This is a genomic window from Stenotrophomonas sp. YJH_SMC_12-1 (assembly GCF_059370935.1).
Genome location: NZ_JCAFUD010000004.1, coordinates 110,601 through 129,454 on the forward strand (window position 1 = coordinate 110,601; position 18,854 = coordinate 129,454).

At 65.6% G+C, this 18,854-nt stretch carries 12 protein-coding genes; 5 read left to right on the plus strand and 7 right to left on the minus strand.

Features of this window, described 5'->3' with window-relative positions; all coding sequences use genetic code 11:
• Window positions 1–37 precede the first annotated feature (37 nt).
• Window positions 38–2,704 (plus strand): TonB-dependent receptor, encoded by a 2,667-nt coding sequence (locus AC5P8Y_RS08905; RefSeq protein WP_495201926.1) that lies wholly within the window; start codon window positions 38–40, stop codon window positions 2,702–2,704.
• 66 nt (window positions 2,705–2,770) lie between these two features.
• Entirely contained in the window at window positions 2,771–4,279 is a 1,509-nt protein-coding gene (locus AC5P8Y_RS08910; protein WP_495201927.1) for an MFS transporter, read from the plus strand.
• 66 nt (window positions 4,280–4,345) lie between these two features.
• On the opposite strand, the gene AC5P8Y_RS08915 is transcribed toward AC5P8Y_RS08910, so the two are convergent.
• On the minus strand, window positions 4,346–5,392 hold the full coding sequence (locus AC5P8Y_RS08915) for a LacI family DNA-binding transcriptional regulator (protein WP_049404472.1): 1,047 nt from the start codon (window positions 5,390–5,392) through the stop codon (window positions 4,346–4,348).
• Window positions 5,393–5,608: 216 nt separating this feature from the next.
• Here AC5P8Y_RS08915 and AC5P8Y_RS08920 point away from each other — a divergent pair, with 216 nt between their 5' ends.
• Together AC5P8Y_RS08920 and AC5P8Y_RS08925 are read left to right on the plus strand one after the other, a co-directional pair.
• Window positions 5,609–8,185, plus strand: a complete 2,577-nt coding sequence (locus AC5P8Y_RS08920; protein ID WP_495201928.1) for a glycoside hydrolase family 3 protein — start codon at window positions 5,609–5,611, stop codon at window positions 8,183–8,185.
• 162 nt (window positions 8,186–8,347) lie between these two features.
• Window positions 8,348–9,625 (plus strand): arsenic transporter, encoded by a 1,278-nt coding sequence (locus tag AC5P8Y_RS08925; RefSeq protein ID WP_080240879.1) that lies wholly within the window; start codon window positions 8,348–8,350, stop codon window positions 9,623–9,625.
• A gap of 25 nt (window positions 9,626–9,650) precedes the next feature.
• On the opposite strand, the gene AC5P8Y_RS08930 is transcribed toward AC5P8Y_RS08925, so the two are convergent.
• From AC5P8Y_RS08930 to AC5P8Y_RS08950, 5 genes are all read right to left on the minus strand, one after another.
• Window positions 9,651–11,081, minus strand: a complete 1,431-nt coding sequence (locus AC5P8Y_RS08930; RefSeq protein WP_495201929.1) for an OprO/OprP family phosphate-selective porin — start codon at window positions 11,079–11,081, stop codon at window positions 9,651–9,653.
• Window positions 11,082–11,215: 134 nt separating this feature from the next.
• Window positions 11,216–11,992: an ABC transporter permease gene (locus AC5P8Y_RS08935; RefSeq protein WP_005409726.1), complete on the minus strand. Its 777-nt coding sequence runs from the start codon at window positions 11,990–11,992 to the stop codon at window positions 11,216–11,218.
• Window positions 11,976–12,809, minus strand: a complete 834-nt coding sequence (locus AC5P8Y_RS08940) for an ABC transporter ATP-binding protein (protein WP_005413494.1) — start codon at window positions 12,807–12,809, stop codon at window positions 11,976–11,978. Before AC5P8Y_RS08940 ends, AC5P8Y_RS08935 begins: the two co-directional genes overlap by 17 nt.
• 14 nt (window positions 12,810–12,823) lie before the next feature.
• Window positions 12,824–13,882 carry an ABC transporter substrate-binding protein gene (locus tag AC5P8Y_RS08945; protein WP_049430588.1) on the minus strand — a complete coding sequence of 353 codons (1,059 nt, stop codon included), beginning with the start codon at window positions 13,880–13,882 and terminating at the stop codon, window positions 12,824–12,826.
• A 75-nt stretch (window positions 13,883–13,957) separates the two neighbouring features.
• Entirely contained in the window at window positions 13,958–15,079 is a 1,122-nt protein-coding gene (locus AC5P8Y_RS08950; RefSeq protein ID WP_033834225.1) for a 4-oxalomesaconate tautomerase, read from the minus strand.
• Between the two features lie 109 nt (window positions 15,080–15,188).
• Here AC5P8Y_RS08950 and AC5P8Y_RS08955 point away from each other — a divergent pair, with 109 nt between their 5' ends.
• Window positions 15,189–16,091 carry a LysR family transcriptional regulator gene (locus AC5P8Y_RS08955; protein ID WP_033834226.1) on the plus strand — a complete coding sequence of 301 codons (903 nt, stop codon included), beginning with the start codon at window positions 15,189–15,191 and terminating at the stop codon, window positions 16,089–16,091.
• Between the two features lie 65 nt (window positions 16,092–16,156).
• Here the strand turns inward: AC5P8Y_RS08955 and AC5P8Y_RS08960 are convergent, their stop codons facing one another.
• Window positions 16,157–18,805, minus strand: a complete 2,649-nt coding sequence (locus AC5P8Y_RS08960) for an excinuclease ABC subunit UvrA (RefSeq protein ID WP_495201930.1) — start codon at window positions 18,803–18,805, stop codon at window positions 16,157–16,159.
• Window positions 18,806–18,854 lie beyond the last annotated feature (49 nt).

The following is an 18,854-nucleotide window of genomic DNA, read 5'->3' on the forward strand; positions in this document are numbered from 1 at the left end:
AACGTCCAGACATCACTTATGGGGAGAGAGGGACCCTATGACCGGCCATTTCAGGAAGAGCACACTCGCACAGGCAGTACTTGCCACCATCGTCACCGCCACTGCAGCGCTGCCGGTCGCAGCGCAATCAGCCAAGGAAAGCAGCTCGACCGCCACCAGCGAGGCACGGGAGGCCTCAACGCTGGACGCCGTCATCGTCACTGTCGAACGCCGGGAACAGGACCTGCAGAAATATGCAGGTACCGCCCAGGCAATTTCCGCGGACGATACGCGTGCGCTGGGCATCAACAATGAGCTGCGCAACATCCAGGCCCTGGTGCCGGGCATGAGCATGGCCAACCAGGAAGGCAACCTGGAGATCTTCATCCGCGGCGTGGGCTCTTCGAACAACACCGAACTGGGTGATCCGGGCGCCGCGCCTCACATCAACGGGGCCTACATTGCACGACCGCGCGGTCTGGGCGGCATGTTCTACGATGTCGAGCGGGTGGAAATCAACAAGGGCCCGCAGGGCACGCTGCGCGGCCGCAATGCGCTGGCCGGCACGCTGAACATCATCACCAAGCGCCCCGACCTGGAAGCCTTCGGTGGATATGTGCAGGCCGAAGTCGGTAATCGTGACCACCGGGGTGGCGAGTTCGCACTGAACCTGCCGATCGGCGGTGGCGCGGCCTTCCGCGTGGCCGGCTACAAGGTGGAGAAGGACTCTCCGTTCAAGAATGCGGGGCGCGCGCAGGACCTGGAACCGGCTGGCGTGCAGGACGACCGGGGCGCTCGACTGTCGTTCCTCTACCAGCCGGATGACAAGCTGTCGATCTTCGCCATGGCCGACATCGGCAAGGAAGGCGGCACGGGCTATCCCGGCGCCAACGTCTACACCGCCGCCAGGGCCGGCTACCTGCCGGACGATGTCGACCTGCGGAAGATCATCTACCGTGGCGCGCAGGGCAAGCTCGACAGCACCAACTGGGGGGCGCAGACCAGCATTTCCTACGACTTCGGCAAGGTGGCGGTGGAGTACAACGGCAGCTACCGCAACGTGGACTACCGCCAGACCAATGCGCAGAGCGAAGGCATCCTCTGGCCGGGCCGCAACATCGATCCGGTATCGCCCAGCAACCCCGGTGGCATCGATTACGACAACTACTCCACCCAGTACTGGTTGACCGAGTCGGAGTCGCAGGTACATGAGCTGCGGTTCACGTCCGACCAGGACGAGCGGCTGCGCTGGACCACCGGCTTGTTCCACTTCAACGAGGACCAGCGGGTGGGCTACCTTTCGCTGGTGGACAAAGGGCGCTGGTATTCGGGCACTGAATTCACCATGCCGAAGGTCAATGGCAAGTCTTCCGCCGTTTTCGCCGATGGCACGTTCGACGTCAACGATCGCCTGCGCCTGAAGGGCGGCCTGCGCTACTCCGAGGAGAAGAAGTCGCGTTACGGCATCGGCGGCAACTGGTCGCTGGGCCTGCCTGGCCAGGGCGGGGACTTTGCCACGCGCCTCGGCACGCCCGGCTTCGAGCCCGCGTTCATGAGCCGTCCGAACTTTGATGTCAGCAACATCACCTCGCAGGCGGAGATGGCCCGCTTCCTGCTGCAGGGCGTGCTGCGACACGGTCGCAACGACACCTTGCTGCAGCAGATCGGCGCGGTGCCCGATGGCGGCCCATTCGGCTGCGTGGACCGTCCCGACATCGGTGGCGATACCGTCGATTGCCCGTACCAGAGCTGGGCCCAGGTCAGCGCGATTCCGGCCCAGCAGTTCGGCAAGAGCAAGTTCAGCTTTACCGACTGGCGCGCGGGTTTCGAGTACGACGTGAGCGACGACAGCCTGCTGTACGGCCTGGTGTCGACCGGCCACAAGGCGGGCGGCTTCAACGACACGTTTGATCCGAAGGAGATTCCCGAGACCTTCAAGCCCGAATCGATCATTGCCTACGAAATCGGCAGCAAGAACTCCTTCCAGATGCTGGGTCGCACCTCGACCTTCAACGTCAGCGGGTTCTATTACGACTACAGCGACCAGGTGTTCCAGGACCTGGCGGTGATCGCCACCAACCCGACCACCGGTGAAGCCACCGGCTATGCGCTGGTCAACCGCAACGTCGGCAAGTCCGCTGTGTACGGCCTGGAGGCGGAAAGCACCTTGCGACTCCCGCACAACTTCATGGTCAACATCAATGCACTCTGGATGGACAGTGAGATCAAGCGCGGCACCGTCGCCGATGTCCGCAGCCAGAACTACGACGCCGGTGGCGCCACTTCGTTGATCGACCTGTCCGGCAATGAACTGCCGCTGGCCTCGAAGCTCACCTTCAACGTGCGCCTGCAGCATACGACCGAGCTGCGCTTTGGCACCTTCGACTGGCAGTTGCTGGCCTCGTACCGCTCGGCCTTCTATCTCACCCAGTACAACAACCGGGACGTAGAGTTCATCCGACAGGATCCGGCCACTGGTGAGCTGGTCCATGACCGTATTGAAAGTGCCGCTGCGGCCGGCTTCCCTGACCGCCAGAAGGGCGAGACCACCTTGAACGCGGGCATTGGCTTCACCTCACTGAGCGGCAACTGGCGGGTGGAAGCCTGGGGCAACAATCTGCTGGGCAACGACGTCTCGCAGAAGGCGCTGGTGGGTTCCGGCATCAACGTCCGCTTCCTGAACGATCCGCGCAGCTACGGCCTGCGCCTGCGTTACCAGTTCTGAGCAACGCAGCCTTGAAGGAGGGCCGGTTTCGCCGGCCCTCCGTGCGCAATCACCACGTCCCGCCCTGTGCGACAACGCACGGGGCGTCGCCCTGCCCGCGATGACACGAGAATCATGAAACACACAACCCGCTGGTCGCAGTTCGGTGTACTCATCACCGTCTTCTTCTTCTGGGGCTTCGTTGCCGCAAGCAACGGCATCCTCATTCCGGTGTTCAAGAAGGCGTTCCATCTCAGCCAGGCGCAGAGCATGTACGTGGCGATGGCTTTCTACGTTGCCTACACCGCCGGTTCGCTGATCTACATCGCCGTCTCCCGCGCCATCGGCAGCGACCTGCTGCACAGGGTGGGCTACCGCAACGGCATCTGCCTTGGCCTGCTGGTCTCGGCACTGGGTGCCCTGCTCTTCTATCCCGCGGCCAACACCGGCTCGTTTGCACTGATGCTGTCCGGCCTGTTCATCGTTGGCCTGGGCTTCTCGCTCCAGCAGATCGCAGCCAATACGCTGGCGGTGATCATGGGTGATCCGGCCACTGGATCGCAGCGCCTGACCATGGCCGGCGGTGTCAACAACCTGGGCGCGACGGTAGGCCCACTGCTGGTGAGCATTGCCATCTTTGGCAGCGTGTCAGCGGGCAACACAGAGGCGAGCATCGAGAGCGTAAAGATCCCATACTTGGTGCTGGGCGCCGCCTTCGTACTGGTAGCCGTGCTGCTGCGGCTCTCGAGCGTGCCCAATCATGTCGAGCTGTCCGCGACGGTCCCCGCAGGTGCAACCGGGGCAGATCACCAGACAGACCGCAGATCTGCGCTCGCTTACCCGCAGCTGGTCATGGGCATGATCGCGATCTTCCTTTACGTCGGCGTGGAGGTATCGACCATCGACAATCTTCCAGCCTACCTTGAGCAGCCCTTGAGCAAGGGTGGACTGGGGCTGGAAACCTCGGTGATCGCCCCGTTCGTGTCGTTGTACTGGGCCAGCCTGATGATCGGCCGCTGGGGTGGTGCCGCAGGCGCGTTCGATGTGCGCGCAGGCACCCGGAAGCTGTTGATGCTGGTGTTGCCGTTCGTCGCGTTCGCCATCTACCTTGCCGTCAACGCGATCTCTGGCCACAACTCCGCACAGTTCCTGCACTACGCGCCGGTGATCGTCCTGATGATCATTGCCACCCTGGCCAGCAGGGGCAATCCGTCGCGCATGCTGCGGTACTTTGCCGTGTGTGGCATTGCGGCGCAGCTGGTCGGCATGTTCACCACCGGCATGACCAGTGTGATCGCCTTCATCAGTGTCGGGCTGTTCTGCAGCACGATGTGGCCCTGCATCTTTACCCTGGCCATCAGCGGCCTGGGCCGCCATACCAACCAGGCAAGCAGCCTGCTGATCATGATGATCATGGGCGGCGGCATCGTCAGTTGGGCGCAGGGTGCGCTTGCCGACAAGGTCGGCGTGCACTACAGCTTCATCATTGGCGTGCTGTGTTTCTGTTATCTGGCGTTCTACGCCTGGGCGGCCGGCCGTACACTTCGTCGCCAGGGTGTTGATCTGGAGCGATTGGCAACCGAAGCGGGCCACTGAGCTGAACCGCGCCCCTGCCCTGCCAGCGCGGCGTCCCGATCGCGCCGGCAGGCCGTTGGACCGCGTTCAATCGTGACGGACCGGCCCCGTGGATCGCCGGACCTGCAGGGCGTAGTCAATATCGACCACGCCACCGCTGCCGAGCTCGCGCACTTCCTTGATCAGCTCCATGGCCGCCCGCCGGCCCATCTCTCGGGTGGGCTGGCAGACCGTGGTCAACGCCGGATAGATCTGGCGGGCGATCGGCGTGTCATCGAAACCACAGACCGAGATGTCGCCCGGCACCGAAAGGCCGTGCTCGAACACCGCGCAGATGACCCCGGCCGCCATATCGTCGTTGGCAGCGAAGATGGCAGTCGGCCGATCAGGCCGATCAAGCAGTGCGTTGGCGCCGATGTAGCCGGATTCGTATGAGAACTCACCTTCCAGCACCAGGCTGGGGTCGTAGCGCAGGCCTGCCCTGCGCAGGCCTTCGCGATAGCCTGCCAGGCGCCACATGCTTGCGCCATGCGCGGCGTGTCCCTTGATATGGGCGATGCGGGTATGGCCCAGCGAGGCCAGGTGTGCGATCAGCGCCACCACCGCGCCGATTTCATCCACGACGACGCCCACGTTCCGGTTCTGTTCCTTCGCCGAAATGCTGGAGTAAGGAATGCCCAGGTCGACCAGGCGTTCCAGCAGGGCCGTGTCGTCGGTCAGGGGCGGCGTCAGCACCACGCCGTCGAGCTGCGACTGCATGATCAATGACTCGACCTTTTCCACGATATCGGCCGCGTCGTAGATCAGCGGAGCGAGCATCAGGTTGTAGTGCCGTTCCATGCATGCGTCCAGCACCCCCATCTCGATCTCCATCAGATAGTTCGAGGACGGATTATCGAAGAGCATCGCGATGAGGTAGGAACGCCGGCCGGCGAGGACCCGTGCCGAGGGCAAGGGGCGGTAGCGCAGCTTTTCCACTGCCGCGTCCACCCGGGCGCGGGTGCTCTTGGAGACGTTCGGCTCGTTGTTGAGCACCCGCGAGACGGTCTTCATCGAGACCCCGGCCGTTGCCGCGACATCCTCGATCCGCACGCGTCCCGGCCTGCCTGCGAGCACCTGCTCAGGTCCCGGCATCCCCCGCCCTCTGCCCGTCATAGCCTCACCATCTCTACCGAAATCCTGCACCACGGAATGTGGATGCAGATGCAACTTTATCCTCAAAACCCATGCCGCTGTGCAGCAAGCATTCGTTCCACCGGCTGGGTATGCTCGGTTCCGACTGACAACGCTGTCAGCTTGCTTTCTGGTCGCCGAGCCCACCCAAGCCACCCTTCCGAGATGATTGTTCCGATGAACGTCCGTCATTCCGATCGTGCGAAGCGCAACCCCGTTCTACGTCCTCACCGCCTGCTGCTGGCTGCATCGCTTGCCATGGCGCTGGTGCCTGCGACCGGTGCGGCCCCTGCCCCGGTGAACGACGCAGGTACCATCACTCCCGCGCACTGGCCCAAGGCAACCTGGCCACTGGCCAACGATCCGGCCATGGAACGACGCATCGACGCGCTGATCGCATCAATGACGCTGGAAGAAAAGGTCGGCCAGATCGTGCAGGGCGATATCGCCAGCATCACGCCCGACGACGTGCGCAGATATCGATTGGGTTCAATACTGGCGGGCGGCGCATCCGACCCAGGTGGCCGCTACAACGCAAAACCCGCCGAATGGCTTGCGCTGGCCGACGCGTTCTGGGAAGCCTCGATGGACACGCGCAACGGTGGCAAGGCCATTCCCATCGTCTGGGGCATTGATGCGATGCATGGCCAGAGCAACGTGGTGGGTGCCACTCTGTTCCCGCACAACATCGGCCTGGGCGCAGCGCGCAACCCGGAACTGCTGCGCGAGATCGCAAGGATCACCGCGGCCGAAACCCGTGTGACCGGCATGGAATGGACCTTCGCGCCGACCGTGGCCGTTCCGCAGGACGACCGCTGGGGGCGCACGTACGAAGGCTACTCGGAAGATCCGGCATTGGTGGCCAGCTATGCAGGGGCCTTCGTCGAAGGCCTGCAGGGCAAGGCCGGCGCGGCCGACTTCCTCGACGACCACCACGTGATGACCACGGTCAAGCATTTTCTCGGCGATGGCGGCACGGGCAACGGCAAGGACCAGGGCAACACCACGGTCAGCGAGGCAGAACTGCGCGACATCCATGCCGCCGGATACCTGCCGGCGATCAATGCGGGCGCGCAGTCGGTGATGGCGTCCTTCAACAGCTTCCATGGCGAGAAGATGCATGGGCACAAGCCGTTGTTGACCGATGTGCTGAAGGGCCGGATGGGTTTCGGCGGCTTCGTGGTCGGTGACTGGAACGGCCATGGCCAGATCAAGGGCTGCAGCAACACCGACTGCGCCAGGACCTACGTGGCGGGCCTGGACATGGCGATGGCGCCGGACAGCTGGAAGGGGATGTATGAAAGCACGCTGGCCCACGTGAAGGACGGCAGCCTGCCGGAGGCGCGGCTGGACGATGCCGTTCGCCGCATTCTGCGGGCGAAGATGCGCATGGGCCTGTTCGACAAACCCAAGCCGTCCGAGCGCGCATTGGGCGGCAGATTCGAGCTGCTCGGGGCGCGGGCGCATCGCCAGGTGGCGCGGCAGGCCGTGCGTGAATCGCTGGTGCTGCTCAAGAACCAGAACCAGCTGCTGCCACTCCCGCCGAAACAACGGGTGCTGGTTGCGGGCGATGGCGCGAACGACATGAGCCGTCAGGCGGGCGGCTGGACGCTCAGCTGGCAGGGCGATGGCACGCGTCGCGAGGACTTCCCGAATGCTGAAACGATCTGGGAAGGTCTGGAGGCACAGGTCAGGTCGGGCGGCGGCCAGGCCGAACTGGCGGTCGATGGCCGCTACCGCAACCGGCCGGATGTGGCCATCGTGGTGTTCGGCGAAGATCCGTATGCCGAATTCCAGGGCGACCTGCCCAACCTGATGTTCAAGAACGGCAAGTCCGGAGACCTGGAGCTGATGCGACGCCTGAAGGCAGACGGCATTCCGGTCGTGGGGGTGTTCCTGAGCGGGCGCCCGTTGTGGCTGAACCGCGAAATCAACGCCGCCGATGCCTTCGTGGCCGCATGGCTGCCGGGATCGGAAGGTGGGGGCGTGGCCGATGTGCTGCTGCGTGGGGCCGATGGGCGCGTGCAACACGACTTCCGCGGAAAGCTGAGCTACTCCTGGCCACGCCGCGCCAACCAGTACCAGAACAACGTGGGGCAGAAGGACTACGACCCGCAGTTCGCCTTCGGATACGGCCTGACCTATGCCGACAAGGGAAATCTGCCTGCGCTTTCCGAGGACCCGGGCATTGATCCGGACGCCGCCGGTAGCGGTACCCTGTTCGATCGTGGTGTGGCCGGCACTGGGCTGATGCTTCGCCTGACTGCCGCCAATGGCGAATCGACCGATGTCGTGCACCCCAATGCAACGACTGCCGACCAGTCACTGGCGATGGTCGCAATCAACACCGATGTGCAGGAGGGCGCACGCCGGTTCAGTTTCCGGGCGCCGGCCACGGTGGCGTTGCAGGCCAATACTCCGCTGGACTGGTCGCGCGAGACCAACGGCGAGCTGTCCTTGGTAGCGACCATGCGTGTCGAGCAGCTCCCGGCGGAATCCGCAGTGACACTCGGTACCGCCTGCGGGGCGGCCTGTGCTGCCGAGGTTGCGCTGGGCCCCGCGCTGTCGGCGGCGCCGCGCAATGAGTGGGTCAGGCTGGGCGTTCCCCTCAAGTGCCTGGCCAACGCCGGTGCGGACATGAGCCGCTTGAACGTGCCGTTTGCGCTGCGCGCCGGAAAGGGCACAACGCTTGCGATCACCTCGGTCGAACTGGGCACCGAGTTCGATCGCAAGGTGGAGTGTGCGTCGCAGTAGGCGCGGTGTTGAATGCCTTGGTGCGGCCGTCACGTAACGTGCCGCGCCAGGGCCTTTGCTGGGCAGCCGGCACGGTATGATGCCGCAACCCCGGCACTTGCACTGATCGCAGCGGGCGCCTGCACGCCGATCACATGCGCCGGAGAACCGGCGACGCGGTCGATGGACGGCACCGCGCACGCCCCCTACCCCATGCTCGCTTCCCATTCTTCCCTCATCATCTGGATGGCGGTGGCCGTTGCCACTGTCGGCCTGCTGTTCCGTCCGTTCCGCATTCCGGAGTATGTGTGGGCGCTCGGTGCGGCCGCGCTGCTTCCGCTCAGCGGCACTGTGTCGTTCGGCACTACCTGGCACGCAGTCGCCGAGGGCCGCGATGTCTACCTGTTCCTGGTCGGCATGATGGTGCTGGCCGAGCTCGCACGCCGCGAAGGGCTGTTCGACTGGCTGGCGTTGTACGCGGTGCGGCACGCGGGCGGATCCGGGCGACGCCTGTTCGACCTGGTGTTCCTGGTCGGCACGCTGGTAACGGTGTTTCTTTCCAATGATGCGACAGCCGTGGTGCTGACGCCGGCGGTCTACGCGGCCTGCAAGGCGGCCCGGGCCAATCCCCTGCCGTACCTGTTCGTCTGTGCCTTCATCGCCAACGCGGCCAGCTTCGTGTTGCCCATCTCCAACCCGGCCAATCTCGTGGTGTACGGCCAGCACATGCCGCCGCTGCTGCAGTGGCTGGCGCAGTTCGCACTGCCCTCGCTGGCGGCGATCGGTGCGACCTATCTTGTGCTGCGCTGGGTGCACCGTCGCGAAATCGCACAGCCGCTGGTGGCCGCGCCGGCGCATCGCCCGTTGACCGACGGCGGCCGACTGAGCGCACTGGGCGTGCTGTTCACCGGCACTGTGCTGCTGGTGACGTCCGCCTTGAACGGGCCGTTGGGCCTGACCACGTTCTGCGCGGGCACGCTGAGCGTGGTGGCAGTGGCGATCCGCCAGCGACGCAGCCCGCTGCCGCTGCTGCGCCACGTATCCTGGGGGGTGCTGCCGCTGGTGGCTGGGCTGTTCGTGCTGGTGGAAGCGGTAGCGCAGACCGGTGTCATCCAGAGTTCGGCCAGCGCGCTGCAGGCGCTGGCGAATACGTCGCCGCACCAGGCCAGCTGGCTGGCCGGCGGCGCCGCTGCACTGCTGAGCAACGTGGCCAACAATCTGCCGGTCGGCCTGGCGGCTGGTTCGTTGGGGCAGATGGCGGACCTGCCGGCGCAGACCCGTGCCGCATTGCTGGTCGGCGTGGATCTGGGCCCGAACCTGTCGGTGACCGGCTCGTTGGCCACGATGCTGTGGCTGATGGCGTTGCGTCGCGAAGGCGAGCATGTCAGCGCGCTCGACTTCCTGCGCGTCGGCGCGCTGGTGATGCCACCTGCACTCATCGCAGCGTTGTTGCTGCTGTGACCAGAGTGCAGGCGGCGCCCCTGCCCTAGAAGACCAGCTGCAGGCGGGTATTGAAGGTGGTGCCTTCATCCCTGCCCATTGCACTGCCGCTGCGGTGACGGGTCTGCCAGCGCACGGCTTCGAACATCACGCGACTGAAATCGTTGAGGTACCAGTTCGCGCCCAGGGTCCACGCGTTACCGGTACCGCCACTGGGCAGCTCGGCATAGTCCACGTCTTCATAGCGGCCCTTCAGCTCCCAGGCACCGCCGCCGCGCGTCACCGGATCGGCGACCTTCACCTTCCCCCAGGTACCGGCCTTGCCCGAGTACGACGGCAGCGCCCCCGCCAGGAACCAGCCGGCAGAAATCGCCCACGCCGCGTGGTCGCGATCATAGCGACCGCCGGCATCGGCCCCGCGCAGGCTTCGCGTACCCCACTCGCCCGTTGCCCACGCCGGGCCGAAGAAGCCGGCCAGTTCGGCACCGTAGGCGGTGCTGCGCTCGGCGCCCAGCAGTGTGCCCGGCGTGATCCTGACCAGATCGTTGAAATGCCCCGCGATGGCCGAACTGCGCACCACGCCGCTGGCCCCGGCGGGAATCTTCTCGTGGAACGCCCATGCGCCCAGATGCAACGTGGCGCCAGCGGTGCCCAGCGGATTCCAGTGCACGCGCGTGGCCCAGGTCTGGCTGTCGTTGTCGGTGCCGGCGTTGTTGAGATCGTTGCCGGCCACCGACAGGCTGGCGTGCCAGCCCTTTCCGTACACCCGCTCGGTCAGCCCGACACCGAACAGGCCGCGCTGCGGCAGCATCAACGTGCCGACCACGTTGCGTTCCTGGAACGGCGTGTTGGAGGTGCTGCTGGAGCCATCGATACCGCGATCGTTCAAGCGGTTGCCCAGCGTGAGATCGGCCGGCAGGCCGAACAGGGTGTGGTCCAGCGTGGCGTAGACCGACTTCCAGGCCACCGCGTTGTCGGCGAAGTCACCCTCCACCACCCAGCCCAGTGTGCCGTAGCGTCCCTCGGCCCCCAGGCGCACCGAACGGACCTCGGTGCCCGAAACGTTGCGATCACCGACCGCCGAACCGTCCGTACTGGAGGCATCGACGAACAGGCGGCCGCGGGGACGGAACACCGTCGTGCCGTCGGCGCTGCTGAGCTCGGGTGCGCCCTTGGCCCAGGAGACCTTGGGCTGCCTGGACTGGCCGGATTCCAGTGCGGCCACCCGCGTTTCCAGCGCAGGCGCGGGCGGCGTTGACGGTGCCCCCGCACTGCCCTGCCCGCCCTCGACGGCGCGGAGGCGCGCTTCCAATTGCTGGATCTGCAGCGCCTGCTGCTGCACCAAGCGTGACAGCTCGGCCTGGCTCAGTGGCGTGGGCGGGGATGAAACAGACTGGGCGTCGGCGTGGCCACTGGCCAACAGCAGGCCGAGCGCGACCGGCAGCGCTGCCAGCGGCAGCACGGTGGAAGGGTTCATGGACTCTCTCTCCGGCCAGCCGGCCCCCTGGCCCGGCGCTGGCCTGTTGCGGTGGTGCGGGGGAAGATCGGGGGAGGAAGCTCGCGCCGCCGGATCGGACCGGCGGCGCGGCAGGCGGGCTCAGCCCGGCCCGGTCAGCTGGTGGCCTGTGCCTGGGCGTTGGGACGCCAGGTGATCAGCTTGTTCTCGACCACGTCCAGCAGGGCGTCGATGACCAGCACGAAGGCGGCCAGGATGATGATGCCGGCGAACACACCCACGGCATTGAAGTTGCCCTCGGCCTGCGCGATCAGGTAACCCAGGCCCGCCGAAGCGCCGAGGTACTCGCCGATGATCGCGCCGACCACGGCAAAGCCGACCGAGGTGCGCAGCGAGGACAGGATCCAGCTCGCCGCTGCCGGGAAGTAGACATGGCGCAGCAGATCGCTGCGGCTTGCGCCCAGGATGCGGGCATTGGCCAGCACCACCGGATTCACCTCGCGCACGCCCTGCATGGCGTTGAAGAACGTGGTGAAGAACACCAGCGTGACCGCCAGCGCCACCTTCGACCACAGGCCCAGCCCCAGCCACAACACGAAAATCGGCGCCAGCACTACGCGCGGAATCGCGTTGAAGCCTTTGATGAAGGGATCGAGGATGCGCGCCGAACGGCGGCTCAGGCCCAGCCAGACACCGCCAGCCACGCCCAGGCCGGTGCCGATGATGTAGCCCAGCGCGGTTTCAGTAAGGGTGATGTAGACATGCTGGTAGAACGAGGTATCGGACAGCCAGGTCCAGGCCTGCTGCACAATGGCCGTCGGCGAAGGGAAGAAGAACGGATCGATCACGCCCAGCGCGATACCGCCTTCCCAGCCGCCGAACACGGCGACCACCAGCGCGAGCTGGATGAATTTGTCAGTCTTGGCGTGCATAGCTCTTCTCCACTTCGCCGCGCAGGCAGGCCCAGATGTCGCGGTACAGGTCGGTGAAACGGTCATCCAGCTTGATCTCGGCCACATTGCGCGGCCGTTCCAGATCCACGTCGAAACTGCGCACCACGCGGCTCGCCGGGCCGGAGGACAGCACCACCACGCGGTCACCCAGCGCGATTGCTTCTTCCAGGTCATGGGTAATCAGGATCACCGAGCGGCGATCCTCCTGCCACAGGCGCAGCAGCTCGTTCTGCATCAGGTGGCGGGTGTGGATGTCCAGCGCCGAGAACGGCTCGTCCATCAGGATCACCTTCGGCTCGACGATCAGCGCCTGCGCCATTTGCACACGCTTGCGCTGGCCACCGGACAACTGGTGCGGATAGCGATGCTCGAAACCGGCCAGGCCGACCTTGGCCAGCCACGCGTTGGCTTTGGCCTTGCGTTCGGCTTCGGGCACGCCGCGGAAGCGCAGGCCCAGCTCGACGTTCTGGAAAGCTGTCTTCCACGGCAGCAGGGCGTCCTGCTGGAACAGGTAGCCGACCGACTCCTGCACGCCGCTGACCGTGCGGCCATCGATCGCCACGTCGCCCGAGGATGGCTTCAGCAGGCCCGCTACGGAATTGAGGATGGTGCTCTTGCCGCAGCCGGTGGGCCCGACGATGGCGAGGAACTCGCCGTCACCCACCTGGATGTCGACATCGCGAACGGCGGTGAACTCGCCGAAGGACATGGTCACCTTGTTGATGGCGACCATGGTCTGCGCAGGCTCCAGCTGCGGCGCGCCGTTGAGTTGGCGCACGGTGGCATTGAGGGCCATGGGGTTACCTCCGCTTACGGTTGGGCAGCCGGCGCCGCAGCGTTGGCACGCTGGACGAAGGCATTGGTGTAGGTCCTGGACAGATCAACGTTGGCCTTGGCCACATCGGTATTGAACTCACGCAGCACCTTCAACGGCGTCTCCAGGTCGGCCGGCGTGAAGCGTCCATCGCGGGTGAAGATCGCGCGCGCGTTCTCCACCGCGCGGGCATAGGTGGCGCGGTCGCCGGAGACGTAGCTGTCCGGCAGCGCGGCAACGATCTCCTCGGCACTGTTGTCGGCGATGAACTTCAACGCCATCTGCTCGGCACGGGCGATCTTCTCGGCCGCTTCGGGGCGCTTGTCCAGGAAGCTCTGGTTGGCATACATCACCGAGGTCGGGTACAGCCCGCCATAGACCTGGCGGGCGCCTTCGTCGCTGCGCGCGTCGAGGATGATCTTCCCGACCTTGCGCTCGGTGATCAGGGTTGCAGCCGGATCGTAGTTGACCAGCAGGTCGATCTTGCCCTGCTCGAGCGCGGCGACTGCAGCAGCGCCGGAGCCGACGCCGATCAGCGAAATGCTGTCGGCCGGAATATCGTGCTGCGCCAGGAAGTGGCGGACGAAGAAGTCGGACGAGGAGCCCGGGGCCGTGATGCCGACCTTCTGGCCCTTGATGGACTCCGGTCGCGCAGGATCAAACGTGGCATCTTCGCGCCCCGCCATCACCAGGCCGGAATTGCGCGAGAGCAGCACGAAGGCCACCACGTCCTTGCCCTTGGCCTGCATCTGGATGGTGTGGTCGTAGAAACCGACCGCCACGTCGGTGGAATTCGCCACCAGGGCCTGCAGCACCTTCGAGCCACCCTGGGCGAAGTTCTCGGTTTTTACGTCCAGGCCGACGTCCTTGAAGTAGCCCTTGGCATCGGCAATGAAGAACGGAAGGTTGTTGAGGTTGTAGGAGCCGACGCTGATGCGCACGGGTGCATCGTCACCGGTGCCGGTGGATGCGCCATCGGGGCGCCCGCTGTTGCTGCAACCGGCCGCGGCCAGACCGGCCGCGCACAGCGCGGCCATGAAGAACTGCTTGTACATCATCCCTCCCAGGAGTGAAGCATCTACGTTGTAATGGCTGGCATGCGCGTCTGCGCCGGCCCTGCCGGGTTCAGATCATGCCGCTGACGTCCATTGGCGGGCTTGGGTGGAACTGGCCATGGCAGGCACTGGCGTTGTCGCAAACACGCGACCTTCGAACAATCGGCGTGCGGTGCGGACCACGCTGGCAATCACCGGTGCGTCATCCGAGCTGCGACTGAGGCCCACCTGCAGGTCCCCGCTCGGATGTTCGAGGGTAATGCTGCCGGGAACGGACAGGCACCCGACCAAAGTGTGGGCCAGCGTGCCCGGCGTGACGGCGGCGGTGGCCAGGCCGACCGCGCCGGTAATGGCCAGTGCGGTGTGGCATTGGTGCGGCATGAAGTAACGCGCCTGCAGATCGCCGCCGTGTTGCGGCGCCGACAGCAGCACCGGCTTGGGAATCACCTTGTTGCCGGCGTCGGCGATGCCCATGCGGGCGCCCGCCTCGATGCGCAGCGCTTCCAGCCGGCGCATGAACGCGGCATCCGCGTTCAGTTCGGCGGGCGAGGCATCACCGTGCACGCCCAGGTCTTCGGCACGCACCAGCATCATCGGCATGGCGCAGTCCACCAGGCTGACCGGCACGCCATCGATGGTTTCCCGGGCGTGGCCGCTGGGCAGCAGCTTGCCGGTGCGGGCGCCTGCGGCATCAAGGAAGGAAAGCCTGACCGGCGCGGCCGAGCCCGGTGCGCCGGCAATGCGCGTATCACCGCGGTAGACCACATGGCCACCCGGCGTTTCCACCGTGGCGATGATCAGCTTGCCGGTGTTGACGTTGTGGATGCGCACCTCGGTCTGCGGATCCTGAGCCTGCACCAGCCCCCGCTCGATGGCATACGGGCCCACCGCCGCCAGCATGTTGCCGCAGTTGGGGGACGTGTCCACCACCTGCTGCTCCACCCTTACCTGGGCGAACAGATAGTCCACGTCGGCGTCTGCCCGGCTGGATCGGTCGATGATGGCCACCTTGCTGGTCAGCGCGTTGCCACCACCGATGCCGTCGATCTGCAGCGGATGACCCGACCCCATCACTTCCACCAGCAGGCGATCACGTTCGGCGGTGTTCGCCGGAAGGTCGCTGGCCAGGAAGAACGGGCCCTTGGAGGTGCCGCCGCGCATGAGCACGCAGGGAATGCTGAGCAGATCGTTGGACATACGTGTGCTAGATTGATGCGTATAGGGGATGAATGACCCCTCTGTGATTCGATACTGGCATGACCCCAATTGATCTGTGAATTGCTGATTTTTGGATGATTGATACCCAATGAGCATCAATTGCGAAATCCTCGATCTGCGCGCATTCCTGCTGGTGTCGGAGACGCGCAGCTTCCACCGCGCCGCGGAGATCCTGCACGTCTCCCAGCCGGCACTCAGCCGACGGATACAGAAGCTGGAGCAGGCTGTGGGTTCGCCACTGCTGGAGCGCACCACGCGCAGCGTCAGCACCACCGCCGTCGGCGAGAACCTGCTGCCGCTGGTGCGTCGCATGCTGGAGGAATTCGATGGGTCACTGTTCTCACTGCGGGGCCGGGACGATACGCGGGGCGCTACCGTCACCATCGCCTGCCTGCCCACGGCGGCGTTCTACTTCCTGCCCAGCGTGATGGCGCGTTTCCACGAAGCGCATCCCAACGTGCGCTTCCGGATCCTGGATATCCCGGCTACCGAAGGCCTGCAGGCGGTAGAGCGTGGCGAAGTCGAGTTCGGCATCAACTTCATGGGCGCCAACGATCCGAATCTCGATTTCGACGTGCTGGCCGAAGATCCCTTCGTGCTGGCCTGCCGACGCGATCATCCGCTGGCCCGCAAGCGCAAGGTTGAATGGGCCGATCTGGCCGAGCACCAGCTGATCACCGTGCATCGCACCAGCGGCAACCGCACGCTGCTGGACGGCGCCCTGGCGCGCGAGAACCTCAAACTGAGCTGGCACTACGAAGTGACCCACCTGTCGACGTCACTGGGCATGGTCGAGGCCGGCATCGGCGTGTCTGTCCTGCCGAAGATGGCTACGCCGGACGGGGATCATCCCACCCTGGTGACGCGCTCGATAGGCAACCCTGTGGTGTCGCGCACGATCGGGATCGTCCGTCGCCGAGGCGCCCTGCTCTCGCCTACCGCGGAACGCTTTCTCCAGATGTTGATGAGCCAGTGGCGCGGGGAGACCTGAGCATCGTTGGCTGGACAGGCCGACCCCAGATCTGGCCGAGGGTGGTGGCCGAGCATGGCTCGGCCCTACAGAGGAGCCAGCTCTCGCGCAAGGAAAGGCGCTGTCCTGCTTCCCCGCGCGCGCGCCACCTGTTGCGGCGTTCCCTTCGCCACGATGGTGCCACCCGCACTGCCTGCGCCCGGCCCGACGTCAATCACCCAGTCCGCCTGCGCGACGGCCCGCATGTCATGCTCGATCATCACCACCGTATTTCCTGCGTCGACCAGCCGCTGCAGCTGAACCAGCAGCCTGTCCGCATCCGACGCGTGCAGGCCGGTGGTAGGTTCGTCCAGCACGTAAAGCGTGCGTCCGCGCTGGCTGCGCTGCAGTTCGGTGGCCAGCTTGATGCGCTGGGCCTCGCCGCCTGAAAGCTCGGTGGCCGGCTGGCCCAGCCTCAGGTAACCCAGTCCGATGTCCTGCAGCAGCTGCAACGGCCGGGCAATAATCTCCTCTGCCATGAAGAATGCATGCGCCTGGTCCACCGTCATCTGCAGGACCTCGGCGATGTTGCGGTCATTCCATAGCACCTTCAGCGTGGCCTCGTTGTAGCGGGCGCCGTGGCAGGTGGGGCATGGGGCATAGACGCTGGGCATGAACAGCAGTTCGACACTCACGAAACCCTCGCCTTCGCAGGTTTCGCATCTGCCCTTGGCTACGTTGAACGAGAAACGGCCCGCATCGAAGCGACGACGACGTGCGGCGGGCGTCGCCGCGAACAGTTTGCGTACGTGATCGAACAGCCCGGTATAGGTGGCGAGGTTGGAGCGCGGTGTGCGGCCAATCGGCTTCTGGTCCACCTGCACCACGCGCTGGATGGCGTCCAGATCACCGGCCAACTGGCCTCGCGTCGTTTCGATTACGGTAGGCCCGTCGGTCGGCGAGGCCTCGGCGCCATCGTCCGCAGGTTCATGCCCCAGATGCAGAAGCATCAGCTCTGGCAGCGCCTGAGCCACCAGGCTGGACTTGCCCGAGCCGGAAATGCCGGTCACTGCCGTCAGCAATCCCAGCGGCACCTGCGCGTCCACACCGTGCAGGTTGTGGCGATGGATGCCCTTCAGCTCCAGCCAGTTCGCGGCGCTTCGCTGGCGGCTGGCAGGCGCAGGCACCTGGTCGAACAGATACCGGGCCGTGCGCGAATCCTGCACCTGGCGCAGGCCATCGGGCTCGCCGCTGTAGAGCACGCGCCCTCCCCGCTCGCCGGCCTCCGGGCCCACGTCCACCAGCCACTGCGCGCGGCGCATCAGCTCCAGATCGTGCTCGACCACGAACACCGAATTTCCGCCATCACGCAGCCGGTCCAACGCGTCGTACAGCGCCTGGCTGTCGGCGGGATGCAGTCCGGCCGAAGGCTCGTCGAGCACGTACAGCACACCAAACAGCAACGAGCTGAGCTGCGTGGCCAGCCGCAGGCGCTGCAGTTCGCCGGCGGACAGCGTGGGCGTGGCGCGGTCCAGCGAGAGATAGCCCAGGCCAAGCTCGCGCAGTTGCCGTACCCGCCCCATGACTCCGCCCGCCAGCCGCTGTGCGGCCAGCCGCTTCTCTTCGGACAGGGCCGAGGTCCGGCGCACGTCGGGGGCGCCCTCGTGCGTCGCGCGGCCACTCGGGGCGCGCCGGGCACGATCGCGGGGTGTCGCATGCCTGCTGATAGGTGCACCCTTGCTGTGTGCGCCGAAATCACCTTCCGCGATGGGCTCCAGCAGATCCGCCAGTTGATCCAGGGGCAACCGCATGAACTCACCGATATCCACGCCCGCGAAGGTGACCGAGAGCGCTTCCGGCTTCAGGCGCTTTCCGTGGCAGGCCGGGCACAGCTTGCCTTCCATGTAGCGGGAAACCCGTTTGCGCATCAGCGCGCTCTGGGTGTTGGCGAAGGTATGCAGCACATAGCGACGCGCGCCGGTGTATGTACCCATGTAGCTCGGCTCGAGCTTTCGCTTGAGCGCAGCCCGGGTCTCGGTAGGCGTGAAGCCTGCATAGACCGGCACGGTGGGCGTTTCTTCCGTGAACAGGATCCACTCCCGATCCTTCTTCGGCAGCTTCTTCCACGGTACGTCGATGTCGTAGCCGAGCGTGACCAGGATGTCGCGCAGGTTCTGGCCATGCCAGGCCGGCGGCCAGGAGGCGATGGCGCGCTCGCGGATGCTCAGCGACGGATCCGGCACCATCAAGGCTTCCGTCACCTCGTAGACGTGCCCCAGCCCGTGACAGGTGCTGCAAGCGCCCTGCGGGGTATTGGGCGAAAAGTCCTCGGCGTAAAGCATCGGCTGGTTGGCCGGGTATGCACCTGCACGCGAATACATCATGCGCACCAGGCTGGACAGCGTAGTGACGCTGCCCACCGATGAGCGCGCGTTGCTGGCGCCGCGCTGCTGCTGCAGGGCCACTGCCGGCGGCAACCCGTCGATGGCGTCCACATCGGGCACGCCGGCCTGGTCGATCAGGCGCCGTGCATACGGCGCAACCGACTCAAAGTAGCGCCGCTGCGCCTCCGCGAAGATCGTGCCGAACGCCAGCGATGACTTGCCGGAGCCCGAAACACCGGAAAACACCACCAATGCGTTGCGCGGGATGGAGACGTCGACATTCCTGAGGTTGTGCTCGCGCGCGCCGCGCACCTCGACGCAACCGCTGGCAGCGGCGGCACATGACGATTCACCAAAGGGGGGATTGGGCATCTTCGCGATCCTGCGGGCAGTGAGCGGCGCGCGTAGGGGCACGCCCGAT